Below are 18046 nucleotides of genomic sequence, written 5' to 3'. Positions count from 1 at the left end.
TACTGGTCCTTTGTCCCGGCAGGATTTTTTCTCCAAATGCTCCCGTATCTATGTCTCAGCAGTAGTTTTTCTGTTGGCTTGTATTGCCTTGTGCGTAGTACCAGCTAACGCCCAAGAAGTAGAAGCAGACACAACCGGAGTGGTTATCCCTGACTCATTGGCTGTTACACCACAAGATACGCTTAACATCAATGTCATCGACTCATTAAGCCGAAGAAGGATGCTTCCATCCTTCCTTTTGTGGCAAAATCTCAATACTAATCCACTCTATCCAGAACAAAACCCTTACCGGCCGAGGTATTCTCCTTTTTATCCTACGGGTCCCGCACAAGAAAGGATTCAAGTTGAAGTAGATTCTACACTAAAATATCGAATTCAAAATGAACTGGATAGTGGAGAAGTGGACTCTGGTGTGATTTATGATTTTGACGAATTTTCAAAAATACAAGAATACAAGGTACGCCAGGAGTACTGGAGAAGTCGTTCCAGAGGAATAGATGGGGATAGCCCTGTTACGGGAAGAGACTTAGCTCTTCCAATGACAAGTACACCTCAATTTGACAGGATTTTTGGTGGAGATGAAATCAATATTATCCCTACAGGTTTTGTCAACCTGGACCTTGGAGCCATATTCAGAAGGATAGACAATCCAGCCATACCGATCAGACAGCAACAAAACGGTAATTTTAACTTCAACCAACAGATCCAAATGGCTGTCAATGGGAATTTGGGAGAAAAAATGAGGCTTGGGGCTAACTTTGATTCGAATAACTCCTTTGACTTCCAAAACCAACTTAAACTCGAGTATACGGGTTTCAAAGAAGATATCATCAAATCAATAGAGTTGGGAAATGTCAGCATGCCTGTACAGAACAGCTTGATTCAGGGGGCTCAAAATCTTTTTGGTGTAAAAACACAGTTACAATTCGGCAACCTCTTTGTAACTGCGGTGGCTTCTACCCAAAGAGGTCGAAGGGATGAATTGGTTATCGAGGGCGGGAGTCAGGGAAGACAGTTTGAGATTCAAGGTTCAAATTACGATGAAAACAGACACTTTTTCTTAGGACACTTCTTCAGGGAGAATTATGAAAGATGGTTAAGGGGACTTCCTCAGATTTTATCAGGTGTGAATATCACCAGGGTTGAGGTCTACATTATGAACAGGGCAAACAATACTGAGACCTTGCGAAATTTCAACGCATTTATGGATTTGGGAGAAGGCACCAGAATTTTCAGGCCTGACAATCCTAACATTGGAACGGGCATCACAGGAGCACCTACAGCGAATGGCTCAAATGACCTTTTTCAAAACCTAACTTCGAACAATGCCTTCAGGCCCTTTGACACAGGATCATCAGCTATAGAATCAAACCTTCAATTGACTAGAGGTATAGACTTTGAGCAGGTCAGTGGTGCTAGGAGACTGGCAGATACGGAATTTATTTTTCACCGCGAACTTGGATATGTCTCCTTGACAAGACGGTTGCAAAATGATGAGGTTTTGGCTGTTTCTTATGAATATACATTCAACGGACAGGTTTTTAAAGTCGGTGAACTCTCTGAAGATTATCAAAACCGCCCGGAAAATGAGTTGATCTTTTTGAAAATGCTCAGACCTGCACGTATCAACATCAATATACCAACCTGGGATTTGATGATGAAAAACGTCTATAACCTCAATGCAAATCAGATTATGCCAGATGGTTTTCAGCTTCAGGTAATTTACAGAGACGATAGGACAGGTCTTGATAACCCTACCCTGCTGGAAGGTGAGAACGTAGCCAATAGACCTTTGATCCGCTTGATGGGACTGGATAACCTCAACCCTCAAAATGATCCCGCACCGGATGGTAACTTTGACTTTGTACCCGGTATTACCATTTTCCCAGATAGAGGCTTACTCGTATTTCCGGTTCTGGAACCCTTTGGCAGAACATTGAGGAATCTTTTTCAGCCAAACGAAAGGAACCTGGCTGAGCGCTATGTCTTTGACACCTTGTACCGGACTACAAAAGCGGATGCTGAATTGGTGACCCGTTATGATAAATTTTTCATCAAAGGAAGGTTAACAGCAGGTTCTGCTTCCGAGATATTGCTTCCCGGACTGAATATATCACCGGGATCTGTCATCGTCAATGCTGGTAATATTCCATTGACAGAAGGTGTGGATTTCACCGTGGACTACAACATAGGGAGGGTCAATATCATCAATGAAAGTATCCTTCAGTCAGGCAAGAGAATTTCCATCAGTTTCGAAAAGGCTGATCTTGTATCTTTCCAAACGCGGAGTTTGTTAGGTACGCGCCTTGACTACATGGTCAATGACAAATTGAATATCGGTGGTACATTCCTATACCTGAATGAAAGACCCAATATCACAAGAATAGCTACAGGCTCAGAAACGCTGAGAAACAGCATGTGGGGATTGGACGCCAATTACAATGATGAATCCCGATGGCTGACCAAACTAGCAGATGCACTGCCATTTACCAATACCAAGGAAAAATCCATTATCCAGTTCAGTGGGGAATTTGCGCAACTTTTACCTGGCACCTCCAATAGGGTAAACGGTGAACAGGCTTCTTATATTGATGATTTCGAAACAGCCATTACCCCTTATGGATTGGGAAATGCAGCCGCTCAAACATGGAGTTTGGCAGCTACACCAAGGACTGACAATGATGATTTTGACCTCAGCAATATCACTGAGGATAGGTTGGGAAATGCCTACAGGAGAGCAAAAGTGGCCTGGTATAACATAGACAATGTTTTTTACAGAGAGAGCGGACCTGGGGTACCTTCAAATATTAGTAGGGAAGACCGACAAAATCATTATGTCAGAAGGGTAATTCCTCAGGAAATATTCCAATTCAGGGATAGAGATGTCATCATTGTTCCAGAACCTCTTTTTGAATTGGCCTATTTCCCTTCTGAAAGGGGAATGTACAATTACAATCCAGGACTTACTCCTGAAGGATTACTCCCAAATCCAAGACTAAATTATGGTGGGGTCACCCGCGCTATTACAACCGAGGTAGATTTTGACCGAACGAATATAGAATACATAGAATTCTGGCTCTTAGACCCATTTATTGAAGGACAAAACGGACGGGTAATTGACGGTGTCTTCAATGAAAATAACACCACTGGTGGTAAACTTCGATTTAACCTAGGTGAGGTGTCTGAGGATGTCATCAAAGATGGCAGACATGGATTTGAAAACGGTCTTCCAGCCGATGGTGATCCAACGGCTACCGCTACTACAGAATGGGGTAGAATTACCCGACAACAGTTTTTGATTCCTGCATTCGACAATTCTCCTGAAGCAAGGGCCAATCAGGATATAGGCCTGGATGGATTGGATAGTGAAGAAGAGGTTGAATTTTTCAGAGACAGGTTCATCAACAGACTGAGCGTTTCCCAAAATGCATTACAGGAAATCTTAGAAGATCCATCCAATGATGATTTCAAATATTACTTGGATGAGACCTATGACCAGAATAATGTGAAGATTCTCGAAAGGCACAAAAGATTCAACGGAATGGAAGGAAATACCCCTATTACCTCCAACGTAAATCTCCCCTATACCCCTTCCGGATCAAACCTCCCAGACAATGAGGATTTGAACAATGACAATACTATAAACGAGCTGGAAGCCTATTATGAATACGAAATAGACTTAAGGCCAGGGGAAATGGAAGTCGGTAGGAATTATATCATTGACAAGGTGACCTCTACACAGAGTGGTGACCAAGTCAATTGGTATTTGTTTCGGATCCCTATCAGAACTCCAGACAGGGTACAAGGTGATATATCAGGGTTCAAATCCATCAGGTTTATGAGGACCTACCTGACAGAATTTGAACAACCAGTTGTGCTAAGAATGGCCAATTTCAGGTTGATTGCAAGTCAATGGAGGGTTTTTCAGGAATCGCTTTTTGAAAGAGGCTTTTTTGAAATTCCCGAACCTGACAATTCCAACCTCACTGTAGGAGTGGTCAACATAGAAGAAAACAGCCAAGGCTCACCTACCCAAAGCCCTTATGTATTGCCTCCTGGAATCACACGAGACAGAGATAACCTTGCAGCTGTAGAAAGACAGCTCAACGAGCAGTCTCTAAGATTATGTGTGGAAGACTTGCAAGCAAGGGATGCAAGAGCAGTATTCAAAAATGCAAGTTCACTTGACTTGGTCCAGTTTGAGCGCATCAAAATGTTCTTCCACGCAGATTCGGAGGATGCAGAAGATGGGGAAATGACAGCTTTTTTGAGAATGGGTACTGACTATACAGACAACTATTATGAAATAGAGGTCCCTCTACTCATTACCCCAAAGGGAACACGGGATCCTCGCCAAATCTGGCCATTGGAAAATGAAATCGATATAGCGATAGATGAAATTGTAGGTGTAAAAATCGATAGAGATAACAATAGGGTACCCCTCAATTTGGCATTTACACAAGATGTAAGACAATATAAAGTAACAGTGGTAGGCCGTCCTGAATTGAGTTTAATTCAGGGAATGATGATAGGAATCAGGAACCCTGGAGAAACTGGAGGTGCGTCCAAATCCATCTGTATCTGGGCCAATGAACTTCGGGTGACAGGTTTCAAAGAATCCTCAGGCTGGGCAGCCAATGCCATACTTAACGCGCAAATAGCCGATGTGGCCACGATATCTACCTCTATCAGACATAGTTCTGTAGGATTTGGCGGATTGGAAACAAGACTTTCCCAAAGGTCTCTTTTTGCATCTACCCAATATGACGTATCCGCTAATGTCAACGTAGATAAACTTCTGCCCGAAGCAATGAATGTCACCATACCGATGTATGTCAGTCTTGAAAACACTACTGTAAGACCTGAATATGACCCATTGAACCCGGATGTATTGTTGTCCCAGGCTTTGGATAAATTCACTACGGATGCAGATCGGGACTTTTACCGCAGCCAGGTATTAGACCTGTCAAGACGAAGAAACATAGGTTTCTCCAATGTCAGAAAAAACAGAAATCCTGAAAAGGAATCGGTAAAACCATGGGACATCAGCAACTTCTCTGTCTCTTACGCATACGGTTCGGTAAGACAAAGCAACATCGACACCGAGACCTATTTATTTGAGTCTTATGTTGGCAATCTTGCCTATGTATTCCAGCCAAAGCCTGCAATACTGGAGCCCTTCAAGAATGCCGAATGGCTGGGTAATTTCAGGCTTTTGAAAGAAACCAACTTCAACTTCTCCCCTACTTCAGTATCGGCTCGGGTGGATATCGATAGAAGGTACATGCAGACCCAATACAGGAATGAATTCCTCACCACCGATGGAGTGGAACCATTCTTTCAGAAAAGCTTCTTCCTCAACAGAACATATAATGTCAATTGGGACCTCACCAAAAATCTCCGTGTAGATTACAGCGGAAGGGTAATGGCAGTAATAGATGAACCTGAAGGCTCTAGAGACTCACAGGAAGCAAGAGATTCTGTCATGGTTAACCTCAGGAATTTTGGTAGAACTACCAACTACAACCAACAAGTCATGCTCAATTACAAGCTGCCTTTTGACAAAGTGAAGGCTTTGGATTGGATAGGTATGGATTACAGGTATGGGGCAAATTATACATGGATGACTGGCGCCATAGGTCAGCGGGATACCTTGGGAAATGTAATCCAAAACACAAGAGACCAGGCAATAAACGGCAGGATTGATCTGGTGAAACTTTATAACAAGAATGCTAAAATCAGGGCACTTAATGCGCCAAAAAGACCTAGTATTCCTGGAAGACAGTCCGTAAATGCAGAAGATACCATAGGCACTCCGTTTACCAACAGGTTACTGAAATTTGTCACCATGTTTAAGGATATCACCTTTAGGGCCTCAAAAGTAGAAGGAACTTTCTTGCCTGGTTATATGGAAAACACAGGATTAATGGGTCTGGACAGGAGTTTTATGAACCCAGGACTTGGTTTTATACTTGGAGGACAAAACCCGAATATACGATTTGGACTGGCCGAACAGGGGCTGATGGCGCCTAGCACTGAATTGACCCAGGCCTTCCGACAGAATCAAGCCATAAATATCCAAGTAAATGCTTTAGCGGAACCGTTCAGAGATTTCAGGATTACCTTTGAAGCAAGAAAACGAGAAACAGGAGAATACAGCGAAATCTTTAGAAACTCAGAAACAAATCCCGGCCAGTTTACCTCATTGAGTCCAAACCGGATGGGAGGATACAGCATTACTTATTCCATGTTGAGGACAACTTTTGCCAGAGATGACCAAAGTAACAATTCACCCATATTCAGTCAATTTGTGCAAAACAGGTCTGTTATCCAAGACCGGCTAAATGCAGCCAATCCTGGAGGTGAATTTACCCTCAATGGACAAAATGTATTGACTTTAGCCTTTTTGTCTGCTTATTCAGGAAGAGACCCCAATGAACTTGAATTAAATCCATTCCCAAAAATTCCAATTCCAAATTGGCGCTTAGACTATAAGGGTTTATCACAAATACCTGCCCTAAGGGAGTATTTTGCCAGCATAAACCTTACCCATGGCTATGCCTCCACATACGAGGTGTCAAATTTCTCCAATTCTTTGTTGTACCAAACGGGCCTCGAATTATTTAATAGTGTCAGGGAGATTCCGGGTGCCACACTTACCAATGAATTTGGTGAGTATATACCGATATTTGTACTCAATCAGGTGATATTGACGGAGAGATTTTCTCCTTTAATAGGCATCAATCTACTCACTAAGGATAGATTGAACATCAATTTGGAGTACAACACAGAAAGAAATATTGGACTTAACTTTTCCAATGCACAGGTAACAGAGCAAAATAGCCGAGATTTTGGTTTTGATCTGGGATATACCAAAGCAGGAGTGAAAATTCCTTTCAAAATACAAGGAAGACAAGAAGTTTTGAAAAATGATCTGCAATTGCGCTTAAACACACGCGTAGTGGATACCAGACAAGTCCAAAGGAAAATAGAGGAACCTGCCACAGTCACGAATGGCAACCTGAACCTCCAAATCAGACCTACCATCGGGTATGTCATCAATCAAAGCCTGAATATCCAGATATATTTTGACAGGACAGTCAATGACCCGAGAGTCACCACTGCCTTCCGTAGGAGCTCTACTGCCTTTGGTGGACAACTCCGATTTAATTTATCACAATAGGTTTTTTGATTTGACGAATCCTTGTATTTTTACCCACTTTATTAAATAACTCGAATTATGAATTTGCCTCAAGAACTTAAGTACACCAAAGACCATGAATGGGTCAAAATTGAAGATGGTGTAGCTACTATCGGAATCACTGAATTTGCACAAAGAGAACTGGGAGACATCGTTTATGTAGAAGTAGAAACAGTCGGTGAAACCATTGCTTCAGGCGAAGTATTCGGTACAGTGGAAGCAGTAAAAACAGTATCTGATTTGTTTATGCCGCTCGAAGGAGAAATTCTTGAGTTCAACGAAGAACTCGAATCATCTCCAGAGTTGGTGAATGAATCCCCTTACGAAGAAGGCTGGATGATCAAAGTGAAAATCAGCGGAGATCTTCCCGAAGAACTTTTGACTGCAGAAGAATACGCTGAACTTATCGGAGTTTAATTGAGTTTGGAAAAACACAGAATATTACCGGCCATCATATGGTTAGTCATTGTACTCATCGCACTATTGACGCCGGGAAATAACATCCCGAAGACGCCTACTTTCCCCCATGCTGATAAACTGGTTCATTTTGGCATATTTGCCCTTCTGACCTTTTTGTGGTGTAGAGTAGGCACTTTAAACACTGAAAATCAGCTTATTTGGAAAAGATTATTGACTAATTTATTAGTATTTACAATAATTTTTCCTATATTAGTAGAGTATTTACAAAAATACATTCCCAATCGGTCCTTTGAGTATGCCGATATCGTAGCTAACCTTACGGGAGGTTTGGCAGGTTTTGTAGCCTTTTTTGTTTTGTACAAGTCAAAAAGTAGACTTGTATAAATAAAAATAAATAGCTACAATTGTTATCTCTTAAATTGTAAAATTTATTAACCTTTATAAAGTACAACCATGGAAGCTAAAAAAACGCCGAAGGCGGATTTGACCAAAAAATCAGCGATGTTCCTGAATCTAGGTCTCTTCGTTAGCGTTGGGTTGGTTCTGTTTGCTTTTGAATACAAATCATTCGATGATTTGGGTTTGAAGGATTTAGGACAGGTATCCGATGATTTTGAAGAACTACTTGACATTCCAATTACAGAGCAACCACCACCACCACCGCCGCCAATCGAGCAGCCGGTGATCCAGGAGATTCCTGATGAGGTTGAAATTGAAGAAAAAATCGAAGTTAACTTTGATTTGGATGTTCAGGAAGAAACAGTCATCAAAGAAGTAGTTATTGCAGATGCTCCAGTAGTGGAGAAAGCTGATGAAATTTTTGATGTTGTGGAAAACTCTCCTGAGTTCCCAGGAGGAATGGAAGCTTGGAATGATTATTTGAGAAAAAATCTTAAATACCCAACTCAAGCAAGAAGAATGGGAATCGAAGGTACAGTATATGTTGTATTCGTAGTAAACACAGATGGTTCTATACAGGATGTTGATATCCTGAGAGGTATCGGTGGCGGATGTGACGAAGAAGCACTTCGAGTAGTATCTAACGCTCCGAAATGGACTCCTGGTAAGCAAAGAGGACGTCCAGTAAGGGTAAGGATGAGACTTCCTATCAGATTCAAACTTGGATAATAACATCCAGAAAATACAAAAGGGGCTTTTGCCCCTTTTTTTATACCTATTTTTTTAGATGTATATACGGAATGGTGCCAGTATTAAAACAATATGTATATCCGCTTTAATATTATCGAACCAATATCAATAAATAAATTGTCTGCCATGGTGGATCCAACTCACCTCAAGGAAAGCAGATATCGATTAGAATCCGTTTGCTAAAAAACCTTCGTTTAACTGATTAGTGGCATGATTGCGGATAATCACAGAAAGTAAACACCTCATTTTTGATGCAAATTGATACGAATAGATACATCCATACCGCAGAAAGGTTGAACCAAAGCTACCACGAATACTAGAATTAACGGTTGCTCACAAAGTAGCAGATATTCATTTTTTATAAAATAAAAAAACACTGCGAAATATATCCCGCAGTGTTTTAATTGTACTTTACACTTTAGTGCTGATTATATAACACCAAGCTCCTTACCTACTTCAATAAAAGCATTGATGGCAGCATCCAAGTGTTCTTGATCATGGCCAGCGGATATTTGAACCCTGATTCTAGCCTGTCCTTTAGGTACCACAGGGTAATAGAATCCTATCACATAGACCCCTTTTTCCAATAATTTTTCCGCCATTTTTTGCGACAGCACTGCATCGTAGAGCATAATAGGAACTATCGCATGTTGACCAGGCTTGATATCAAATCCAGCCTCAGTCATTTTTGACCTGAAGTATTTGGTATTGTCTTCAAGCTTATCTCTGAGTTCGGTAGTCTCTGTCAATAAGTCAAAAACGGCAATGGATGCACCAGTAATTGATGGTGCTAAAGTATTAGAAAACAAATAAGGTCTGGAACGCTGCCTCAGTAACTCAATGATCTCTTTTCTTCCTGAAGTAAAACCACCAGATGCACCTCCAAGAGCTTTGCCTAGAGTGCCGGTAATGATATCAATCTTACCCATTACCCCACAATGTTCATGAACTCCCCTACCTGTCTTCCCCATAAACCCGGTGGAATGACATTCGTCGGACATGACCACGGCATTGTATTTTTCTGCAAGGGCCACTATTTTGTCAAGTTGAGCAATGGTGCCATCCATGGAAAAAACACCATCAGTAACGATGACTTTTTGCTTGGCTCCTTTGGCATCAGCTTCTTTCAGTTGCGCTTCTAAGTCTGCCATATCATTGTGCTGATAGCGGAATCTCATGGCTTTACATAACCTGACCCCATCAATAATGGAGGCGTGATTGAGCGCATCAGAAATGATTGCATCCTCAGGTCCGAAAATCGGTTCGAACACCCCGCCATTCGCATCAAATGCAGCGGCATAAAGTATGGTGTCTTCCGTACCTAAAAACTCTGAAATCTTTCTTTCCAATTCCTTATGGATATCCTGGGTGCCGCATATAAATCTCACAGAAGAAAGTCCAAAGCCATGCGTATCAATTGCCTTTTTAGCAGCTTCCACCACCTGAGGGTGAGAAGACAGTCCCAGGTAATTATTGGCACAGAAGTTAAGGACTTTCTGACCTCCCGAAATGGTGATTTCCGCAGACTGAGCGGAAGTAATCACGCGCTCTTTCTTGAAAAGTCCAGCTTCTTCAATTTCTTTTAACTCCTGTTCTAATTTGGGTTTTAAAGTTTCGTACATATCTTATTGACTTGATTTATTTTAAAAACACTCGTGGAAATTAAATGTTATTCATTCGCCGAAATCACTAATTTTACCGACTCAAACCCAAATATAATCAAAAAAGCTCATGAGGTCAGGCCTGACCTTAATGCATAAAATAATCGTATGGATAGAATTCTTATAATCGGCTCAGCCGGACAATTAGGTTCGGAGTTATCTCAGGCTTTGACCGATATGTATGGTGGAGAAAATGTCATTGCTACAGATATAAATCCGGCAAATCTTCAAAAGTTGGATTTTTGTAAAACAGAGGTTCTTGATGTCATGGATAAGGATGCTGTCAGAACCCTGGTCAAAAAGGAAAACGTCAAACAAATTTATCATTTGGCAGCGGTTCTTTCTGCTACGGGAGAAAAGAACCCTCTTTTTGCATGGCATTTAAACATGGAAAGCCTACTGTTTATACTGGAATTGGCCAAAGAGGAAAAAATGGATAAGATATATTGGCCATCCTCTATAGCTGTTTTCGGGCCAAATACTCCAAAAATTAACACCCCTCAATATTGTGTCAAAGAACCGAATACGGTTTATGGCATTTCAAAACAAGCTGGTGAAAGATGGTGTGAATATTATTTCCAAAAATTCAATGTAGATGTAAGAAGTCTCAGGTATCCAGGTTTGATTGGGTACAAATCGCTTCCTGGAGGCGGCACTACGGACTATGCAGTAGACATCTACCACAAAGCCATCGCAGGGGAACATTTCGTGTCATTTCTAAGGGAGGACTCTTATCTCCCAATGATGTATATGCCTGATGCGATCAAGGCTACATTAGACCTTATGCATGCGCCTAAGGAAAAAATAAAAATACGGTCCAGCTACAATTTAGCTGCCATCAATTTCTCACCCAAAGAAATCTTTGAGAGTATCAAACCTCATTACCCAGACTTTACGATAAGCTTCGAACCTGACTTTAGACAGGCCATAGCTGATTCATGGCCAGATAGTGTGGACGATAGTCGAGCAAGAGAGGATTGGGGCTGGAGTCATGACTTTGATCTTGAGAGAATGACTGCAGACATCCTTAAACATTTACCAAGTTATTCATTTTAACAAAACAGCCCTGAAGATTTTTCTTCAGGGCTGTTTTATTTTATAATTTGGATTCTATCCCATCTGGATCAAAGCCTAATATCAAATCTCCATCTGGAAATTGTATAATTGGCCTTTTGATCATACTGCTCTTTTGGCTTAATGTAGCTAAAGCATCCTTCTCGCTTTCAAGTTTGGCTTTTTCTTCTTCTGAAAGCTTTCTGAAGGTCATCCCTTTTTTATTGATGAGCTTTTCAAAACCTACTTTTTCAGCAAATTTGACCAGCAAATTGGCATCTGGAGCTTCTTTTTTGTAATCCGTAAAAACATACTCGACTCCCTTTTCATCAAGGAAATCAAATGTTTTTTTCATGGTACTACAGTTTTTGATACCATATATCTTCAATTCCATAACGCTAAAATTTAAGGTTGATGAATTTCTTTTAATGCTTCTTTATTGGCATCAAGGATATTTTTTATCAAGTCATCTGTCAAAGCTGTCGACAAAAAGAGACTCTCAAACTGTGACGGTGCCAAGTAAATGCCCCTTTTTAACATCGCTTGGAAATATTTTCCAAACAAAGCAGTATCAGCATGTTTGGCAGTACCGAAGTCATAAACTTCTTCCCCGGTAAAGAATAAACTATACATACTTCCTAAATGATTCACAGTATAATTTAATCCTAAGCTAGACACAGTTTCCTTAATCCCTGTTGCTATTTTCTCTCCGATACTATTCAATTGAGAATAGACTTCAGCATGATCATTTAAGTAATTCAACATTGTAAGACCTGCCGCCATTGCTATAGGATTGCCTGAAAGCGTGCCCGCTTGGTACACTGGACCAGCTGGAGAGACATGTTCCATAATCTCTTTTTTCCCGCCATAAGCTCCCACAGGCATTCCTCCGCCGATGATTTTGCCTAGTGTAGTCATATCTGGAGTGACGCCAAATAATTCTTGTGCACCACCTTTAGCAAGCCTAAAGCCAGTCATCACTTCATCAAAGATCAATACAATACCCTCACGGTTACAAATGTCCCTTAGACCTTGCAAATAACCTTCTTTTGGCAAAGCCAATCCCATATTACCTGGCACTGGCTCAAGAATAAGCGCTGCGATTTCATTTCTATTGGCAGCTACAAGTTCCTCTATAGCCTCCAGGTTATTGTATGGAGCTAAGAGGGTATCCTTTGCTGTGCCTTTGGTGACACCCGGTGAATCAGGGTTGCCCATCGTGATGGCGCCAGAACCGGCTGAAATCAAAAATGAGTCCCCGTGGCCATGGTAATGCCCTTCCATCTTGATAAATTTGTCTCTTCCGGTAAAGCCCCTTGCTACCCTAATGGCAGACATGGTAGCTTCAGTTCCGGAATTGACCATTCTCACCTTTTCTACAGATGGTACCATTGACACTATGAGTTCGGCAATTTCTACTTCGCGTGCCGTTGGAGCTCCAAAGGAAGTCCCGTTCTCCATAGCTTTGATTACGGCTTCACGGATCATAGGATGGTTGTGTCCCAAGATCATTGGACCCCAGCTGTTGATCATTTCGATGTAAGCATTATCATCTTCATCATAGATAAATGCTCCATCCGCCTTCTTGATGAAGATGGGATCTCCTCCAACAGCCCTAAATGCACGAACGGGAGAATTGACTCCTCCCGGTATAAAGTTTTTTGCTTTTTCAAACAAATTTTTACTTTGGGTAATCTGCATGAATTAAATTATTTGATTTCCAGTTTTCCGTTTTCCAGTTTCAAGACAGGAACATATCTATTACTTGAACTGTTTTTAAAATCCAGTCCATAACTGATATTTCCTTCCCAAAATCCTTTTTTATCTAAATTAGTCCGAAAGTCGTACCCTTCAGCACTGTTAACTACACTACCCAACCATTGCGTAAGTTCATACCCTAAGTGGGAATTGAATGTTGGGTAAGCTGTGTATTCATTAAAGTATTTTTCTCTGAATGAAGTAACCTTGTCTCCTCCCAATCTAAGGGCATTGTTCCCTATGAAGTAGAAATTTTCACTTTGCAACATTTCATAATTGGCAAAACTGAAATACAACCAAGTATCCATTACCAAAATAGGAACACTTACATTTTGAGACTCCAGAAAGCCCAAAGCAGAAGAGGCTATATTTGGATCATCTGCCAATAAAACAACCAGGTCAGCTTGTGAACCTGAGGTATTGGTCAAATCAATTTCTCTGAAAAAATCTATCAATGACCTTCCTGTAACTTTTTCTGATTTGACAATCTCAAAGCTGAACTTAGTGGCTGTTTCCTGCACTTGCTTCGCCAATTGTTCATCCCTTGTGGAAGAAGAGTATGCCAGGGCGATTTTTTTACCGTTGATATTTTTTCTTGCAAAATCGACCACTCCATCCGCCATAGCATTTACTGAAGGCCTAAACAAATAGGCAAACTCCAAACCCTGCAACTTGTCGTCCACATTGGACAGGGGATTGATAAAAGGTATTTTACTGTTTTCTGCAAAGTTCATTACTATTTCCACTTCCTCAGGATAAACAGGGCCTATGATCACATCAGCTTGTCTCATAAATGGATCTACCAGAATACTTTTGATCTTTTCTTCATCTCTTGCTGTGTCAAAGGTCTTCATGTTCACCTTGATTCCTGATTTTTCCAACTCCTCCACGCCCAACAAAATTCCTTGGTACAATTCAAACACAAAGTTCCCTGAACTAAGATTTCTTACCCCAGAACCACCTGAGTAGTTGAAAGGAAGGAGCAATGCAATTTCGAGTACATCTCCATTTTTTTCACCCTGCAGGCCATCAGCAAAATCACTTGCCTTACTCAATTCAGAATGAACTGTCCTTTCGTTTGAAGAGAGTATTGTCTTTCTGTCAAGCTGGGACTTGAGGGCCAAGCGGTAACCGGCGTTCTCGTTGTACTTTTTTGCATTGCCAAGCAAAAAATCCAAGGGGGCATCCCTTAAGAACTCAAAACTTGCATTCTCAGCCTCTCTTTTCAAGGAGCTATTTGTAATCATATTGATAGTTTCGAGCGCTTCCTTATTCTTTCCTTCCTGAAAATATGAAAGTGCCAAAAGGTATTTCGCATCTTCAGATTTATCCCATGACTTTTGATCTGCAATACTTTGGAGGGTAGCGCTTGCCAGACCGTATTGCTGACTCTGATATGCTGCATGGGCATAATGGTAATTGGCGTAATTGGAAAGCATTCCATACTGGCTTCTCTCCATGTAAGGCTTAAGAATATCCATGGCCTCATCGTAATTACCATATCCGATTAAAGTTTTAGCTCTTTTGTAATCGTTTAATCTGTCTTGAGCTATGCTGTCTACAAAAAATAAGGCGGTAAAAAGAAATACAAGGAAAACTCGTTTCATAAATAATATTTTCTGAATACTAAGGCAAATTCTGTACCTGTTATAAGGGTTCGAATTTAACCCATTTTCGAGCAAAAGAAAAGAAAAATGCCACCCTTCGACAGGTGGCATCAGTTCTATTTATGATTTTTAACGGAATGTCTACTCCCACTCAATGGTTGCAGGTGGTTTGGAGGAAATATCATAGACTACCCTATTGACACCTTTTACCCTGTTGATGATTTCGTTGGACATTTTCCCAAGAAAATCATACGGCAAGTGGATCCAATCCGCGGTCATGCCATCAACCGAACCTACAGCCCTTAGCGCAACCACACGCTCGTATGTTCTTTCGTCGCCCATTACCCCGACAGACTGAATCGGGAGCAAGATTGCTCCTGCCTGCCATACTTGATCGTACAGACCGTGGTTTTTCAATCCTTGGATAAAAATATAATCTACCTCTTGCAGGGTTTTCACTTTTTCTTCGGTGATATCACCCAATATCCTGATAGCCAAACCAGGTCCTGGGAAAGGATGTCTTCCAATAATTTTTTCAGGTATTTCTAAAGCCCTACCCACTTCTCTTACTTCGTCTTTGAATAAAGTATTCAATGGCTCCACCACTGACAATTTCATGAAATCAGGAAGTCCGCCAACATTATGGTGCGATTTGATAGTTGCAGAAGGTCCTTTTACCGATACTGATTCGATAACATCAGGATAGATAGTTCCTTGCCCAAGCCATTTGACACCATCAATCTTGTGAGCTTCGTCATCAAAAACCTCTATAAATGCCTTCCCGATGGCTTTCCTTTTTGTTTCAGGGTCCGAAATCCCCGCCAAAGCATCGTAAAACCTTTGTTTTGAATCTACTCCAATTACATTTAGGCCTAATGTTTTGTAAGATTCCAGTACCTCTTCGTATTCATTTTTGCGCAAAAGTCCATTGTCAACAAAAACACAGGTCAGGTTTTCTCCTATAGCTCTATGGATCAAAGTAGCCGCTACCGAAGAATCAACCCCTCCGGAAAGTCCCATGACTACTTTATCATCACCGATTCTCTCTTTCAATTCTGCTACTGTGATGTCTATGAACATGTCAGAAGTCCAATCCTGGGAACAACCACAAATATTGACCACAAAATTCCTCAAAAGGTTCTTCCCTTCTACAGAGTGGGTAACTTCCGGGTGAAATTGGATTCCATAAGTCTCCTCATTTTGAATTTTGAAAGCAGCTACCTTCACGGATGCCGTGCTGGCAATCACATCAAAACCCTCTGGAAGTGTCTTGATCGTATCTCCATGGGACATCCATACTTGGGAACCATGGGTCATTTCTTTTAATAAATCATAATGTAAGTCGATATGGTCAAGGTTTGCCCTTCCATATTCTCTAATCTCGGAAGGAAGTACTTCTCCTCCATATTTTTGCGCTAAAAGTTGAGAACCATAACAAACGCCCAAAATTGGGAGCTTACCTCTTAAAGCATCCAAATCCAGATCTGGAGAACCTTCATCTCTTACAGAACAAGGGCTGCCTGAAAGAATAAGTCCTTTAAAATCTGAAGTGATTTCCGGAATGTTGTTATAGGGGTGGATTTCGCAATAAACATTGAGTTCCCTTACCCTGCGGGCAATCAATTGTGTGTATTGGGAACCGAAATCTAGGATGAGTATTTGTTCTGCCATGCGCAAAGGTACACAGGCAAGCGAAAAGGAGAAAAAGAAAGCTGGAAATTTTCAGAAGATTATTTTGCAGGGAATAGATTGGGTTGAAAAATGTAAATTTAAAAGATTGGAAAATTACCTAGACTTGGACGAGAAGGATGGTGAAATTAACAGAATTGGCCCCTTAACTCCTAAAGGAAAATAGCTGACCCATTGTTTTTCATTTATTCTTTTGTTTTCCTGATTGAAAGTAGAACTTGATTTTGGTTTACAATTGTATTGCAAAACGCAGAGGCAAAATAATGAGATGTATTGCGAAGTTTTTAATTTTTCAATTGAGCACAACGGGTCTCAGCTTGAAGACGGCGGGCCTATCTTTTTAGATGATGCTAGCGAAAGTAGTTTCTTATCTAGTAACCCAGATTTCTAACCTTATACTGGAGATTCTCTGAAACTCTTTCAAGTTTTCTTTATAAGAATTCTATGATTGATAAGATCCAGGTCGAATACTTCCTTTCAAATAACAGGAACTTGATTATTTCAATTGATCGAAAAAGCCTTTGCTGGATTTTCTATCAGCATCAGATCCAGTTCTTTTTGGGTAAATCCCTTTTCTTTCAGCAAGGGGATCAATTCATCAAATAAAGAAGTAAAACCCTTAAAATCTCCTCCATTGGGTTCGCCCGGACTATACCAACCAGCGTCATGTGAAAGTAATATGTGGTCTAATAGTCCCTTTTCTTTTGCGAATATTACACGTTCCAAGTGACCCTCGACATCCCAAACAATACCATCCAAGCTGATCCAAACTCCAATTTCAGCGGCTTTGACGTAATTGTTAAAATCTTCTTCAGCTTGTGCATGCACCCAAACAAAATTTTCGGGATCTACACCTTCTTCTTTCAAAACATCAATTTGGGCTTTTGCTGTAGCCCAAGGCCCTGTGTGTGAAACAATAAGTAGACCTGATTCTTTATGGGTGATGGCTGCTGCCCGTACCAGTTTTTTGTCAATTTGAGAAAGACTATCCCCCTCATTTACAGATATTTTGATAAATCCAGGAAAAATACCCGTACCCTCAATTCCATGATTCACTTCCTCAATCCATCGGTCTGCAAGTTCTCTCGCTGACTCTGAATAAGCATGGGAGGGCAAATACTTACCACCTACAGCCCCATAGTATCCGGTATTGGTGATGAATTGAATTCCTGATAAATCTGAAAGCTTTTGTAGCAAAATGGGATCCTTACCCAAAAAAGAAGGTGTACATTCTATAATGGTAACTACTCCTCTGGATCTCACTTCTTCCAGGTAAGGCATTAAGACTTGTACAACTGAGTCTTTATCCCATCGATGAAATCCAGTGGAATCTGCACCTATAAAATCCACTAAAACGTGTTCGTGGATCAAAGTCAACCCCATTTGATCAGACTCTATTTTTCCATTAACTGTTTCTATGAAATTCTTTCTTTCATTTTGATTGGAGCAGGAAAAAACCAAAATCAGAAGTGGGATAATCAAAATCAATTGTTTCATCTTAGCGCCTT

At 40.9% G+C, this 18046-nt stretch carries 11 protein-coding genes; 5 read left to right on the top strand and 6 right to left on the bottom strand.

Translation table 11 applies throughout. The features are described 5' to 3' along the window. Nucleotides 1–10: 10 nt before the first annotated feature. From sov to CLW00_RS19005, 4 genes are all read left to right on the top strand, one after another. The gene (gene sov, locus CLW00_RS19020; protein WP_483869496.1) at nucleotides 11–7183 is read left to right on the top strand and encodes a cell surface protein SprA; all 7173 of its coding nucleotides are present in this window, start codon (nucleotides 11–13) and stop codon (nucleotides 7181–7183) included. 57 nt (nucleotides 7184–7240) lie between these two features. Beyond that, nucleotides 7241–7618: a glycine cleavage system protein GcvH gene (gene gcvH, locus CLW00_RS19015; RefSeq protein WP_106135290.1), complete on the top strand. Its 378-nt coding sequence runs from the start codon at nucleotides 7241–7243 to the stop codon at nucleotides 7616–7618. Nucleotides 7619–7624: 6 nt separating this feature from the next. Continuing rightward, nucleotides 7625–8005 carry a VanZ family protein gene (locus CLW00_RS19010; RefSeq protein WP_106135314.1) on the top strand — a complete coding sequence of 127 codons (381 nt, stop codon included), beginning with the start codon at nucleotides 7625–7627 and terminating at the stop codon, nucleotides 8003–8005. 69 nt (nucleotides 8006–8074) lie between these two features. Further along, nucleotides 8075–8749, top strand: a complete 675-nt coding sequence (locus tag CLW00_RS19005) for an energy transducer TonB (RefSeq protein ID WP_106135289.1) — start codon at nucleotides 8075–8077, stop codon at nucleotides 8747–8749. 449 nt (nucleotides 8750–9198) lie between these two features. On the opposite strand, the gene kbl is transcribed toward CLW00_RS19005, so the two are convergent. Further along, complete coding sequence (gene kbl / locus CLW00_RS19000) at nucleotides 9199–10392, bottom strand: glycine C-acetyltransferase (protein ID WP_106135288.1); 1194 nt, start codon at nucleotides 10390–10392, stop codon at nucleotides 9199–9201. A 147-nt stretch (nucleotides 10393–10539) separates the two neighbouring features. On the opposite strand from kbl, the gene CLW00_RS18995 reads away from it, so the two are divergent. Continuing rightward, complete coding sequence (locus CLW00_RS18995; protein WP_106135287.1) at nucleotides 10540–11487, top strand: NAD-dependent epimerase/dehydratase family protein; 948 nt, start codon at nucleotides 10540–10542, stop codon at nucleotides 11485–11487. 40 nt (nucleotides 11488–11527) lie between these two features. On the opposite strand, the gene CLW00_RS18990 is transcribed toward CLW00_RS18995, so the two are convergent. The 5 genes from CLW00_RS18990 to CLW00_RS18965 all read right to left on the bottom strand — a co-directional run bounded on the left by CLW00_RS18990 (nucleotide 11528) and on the right by CLW00_RS18965 (nucleotide 18035). Continuing rightward, nucleotides 11528–11878 (bottom strand): Spx/MgsR family RNA polymerase-binding regulatory protein, encoded by a 351-nt coding sequence (locus CLW00_RS18990; RefSeq protein WP_106135286.1) that lies wholly within the window; start codon nucleotides 11876–11878, stop codon nucleotides 11528–11530. An 11-nt stretch (nucleotides 11879–11889) separates the two neighbouring features. Beyond that, entirely contained in the window at nucleotides 11890–13185 is a 1296-nt protein-coding gene (gene hemL, locus CLW00_RS18985; protein ID WP_106135285.1) for a glutamate-1-semialdehyde 2,1-aminomutase, read from the bottom strand. A gap of 8 nt (nucleotides 13186–13193) precedes the next feature. Further along, a complete protein-coding gene (locus CLW00_RS18980) occupies nucleotides 13194–14849 on the bottom strand; it encodes an ABC transporter substrate-binding protein (RefSeq protein ID WP_106135284.1) in 1656 nt (551 codons plus the stop codon). Between the two features lie 141 nt (nucleotides 14850–14990). Continuing rightward, complete coding sequence (gene guaA, locus CLW00_RS18975; RefSeq protein ID WP_106135283.1) at nucleotides 14991–16520, bottom strand: glutamine-hydrolyzing GMP synthase; 1530 nt, start codon at nucleotides 16518–16520, stop codon at nucleotides 14991–14993. Nucleotides 16521–17039: 519 nt separating this feature from the next. After that, nucleotides 17040–18035: a phosphotriesterase family protein gene (locus CLW00_RS18965; protein WP_106135281.1), complete on the bottom strand. Its 996-nt coding sequence runs from the start codon at nucleotides 18033–18035 to the stop codon at nucleotides 17040–17042. Nucleotides 18036–18046 lie beyond the last annotated feature (11 nt).

This window comes from Mongoliibacter ruber (genome assembly GCF_003003005.1).
Taxonomy (GTDB): domain Bacteria; phylum Bacteroidota; class Bacteroidia; order Cytophagales; family Cyclobacteriaceae; genus Mongoliibacter; species Mongoliibacter ruber.
The sequence above is the reverse complement of the archived record's forward strand: the minus strand, read 5'-3'. Positions and strand labels throughout refer to the sequence as shown.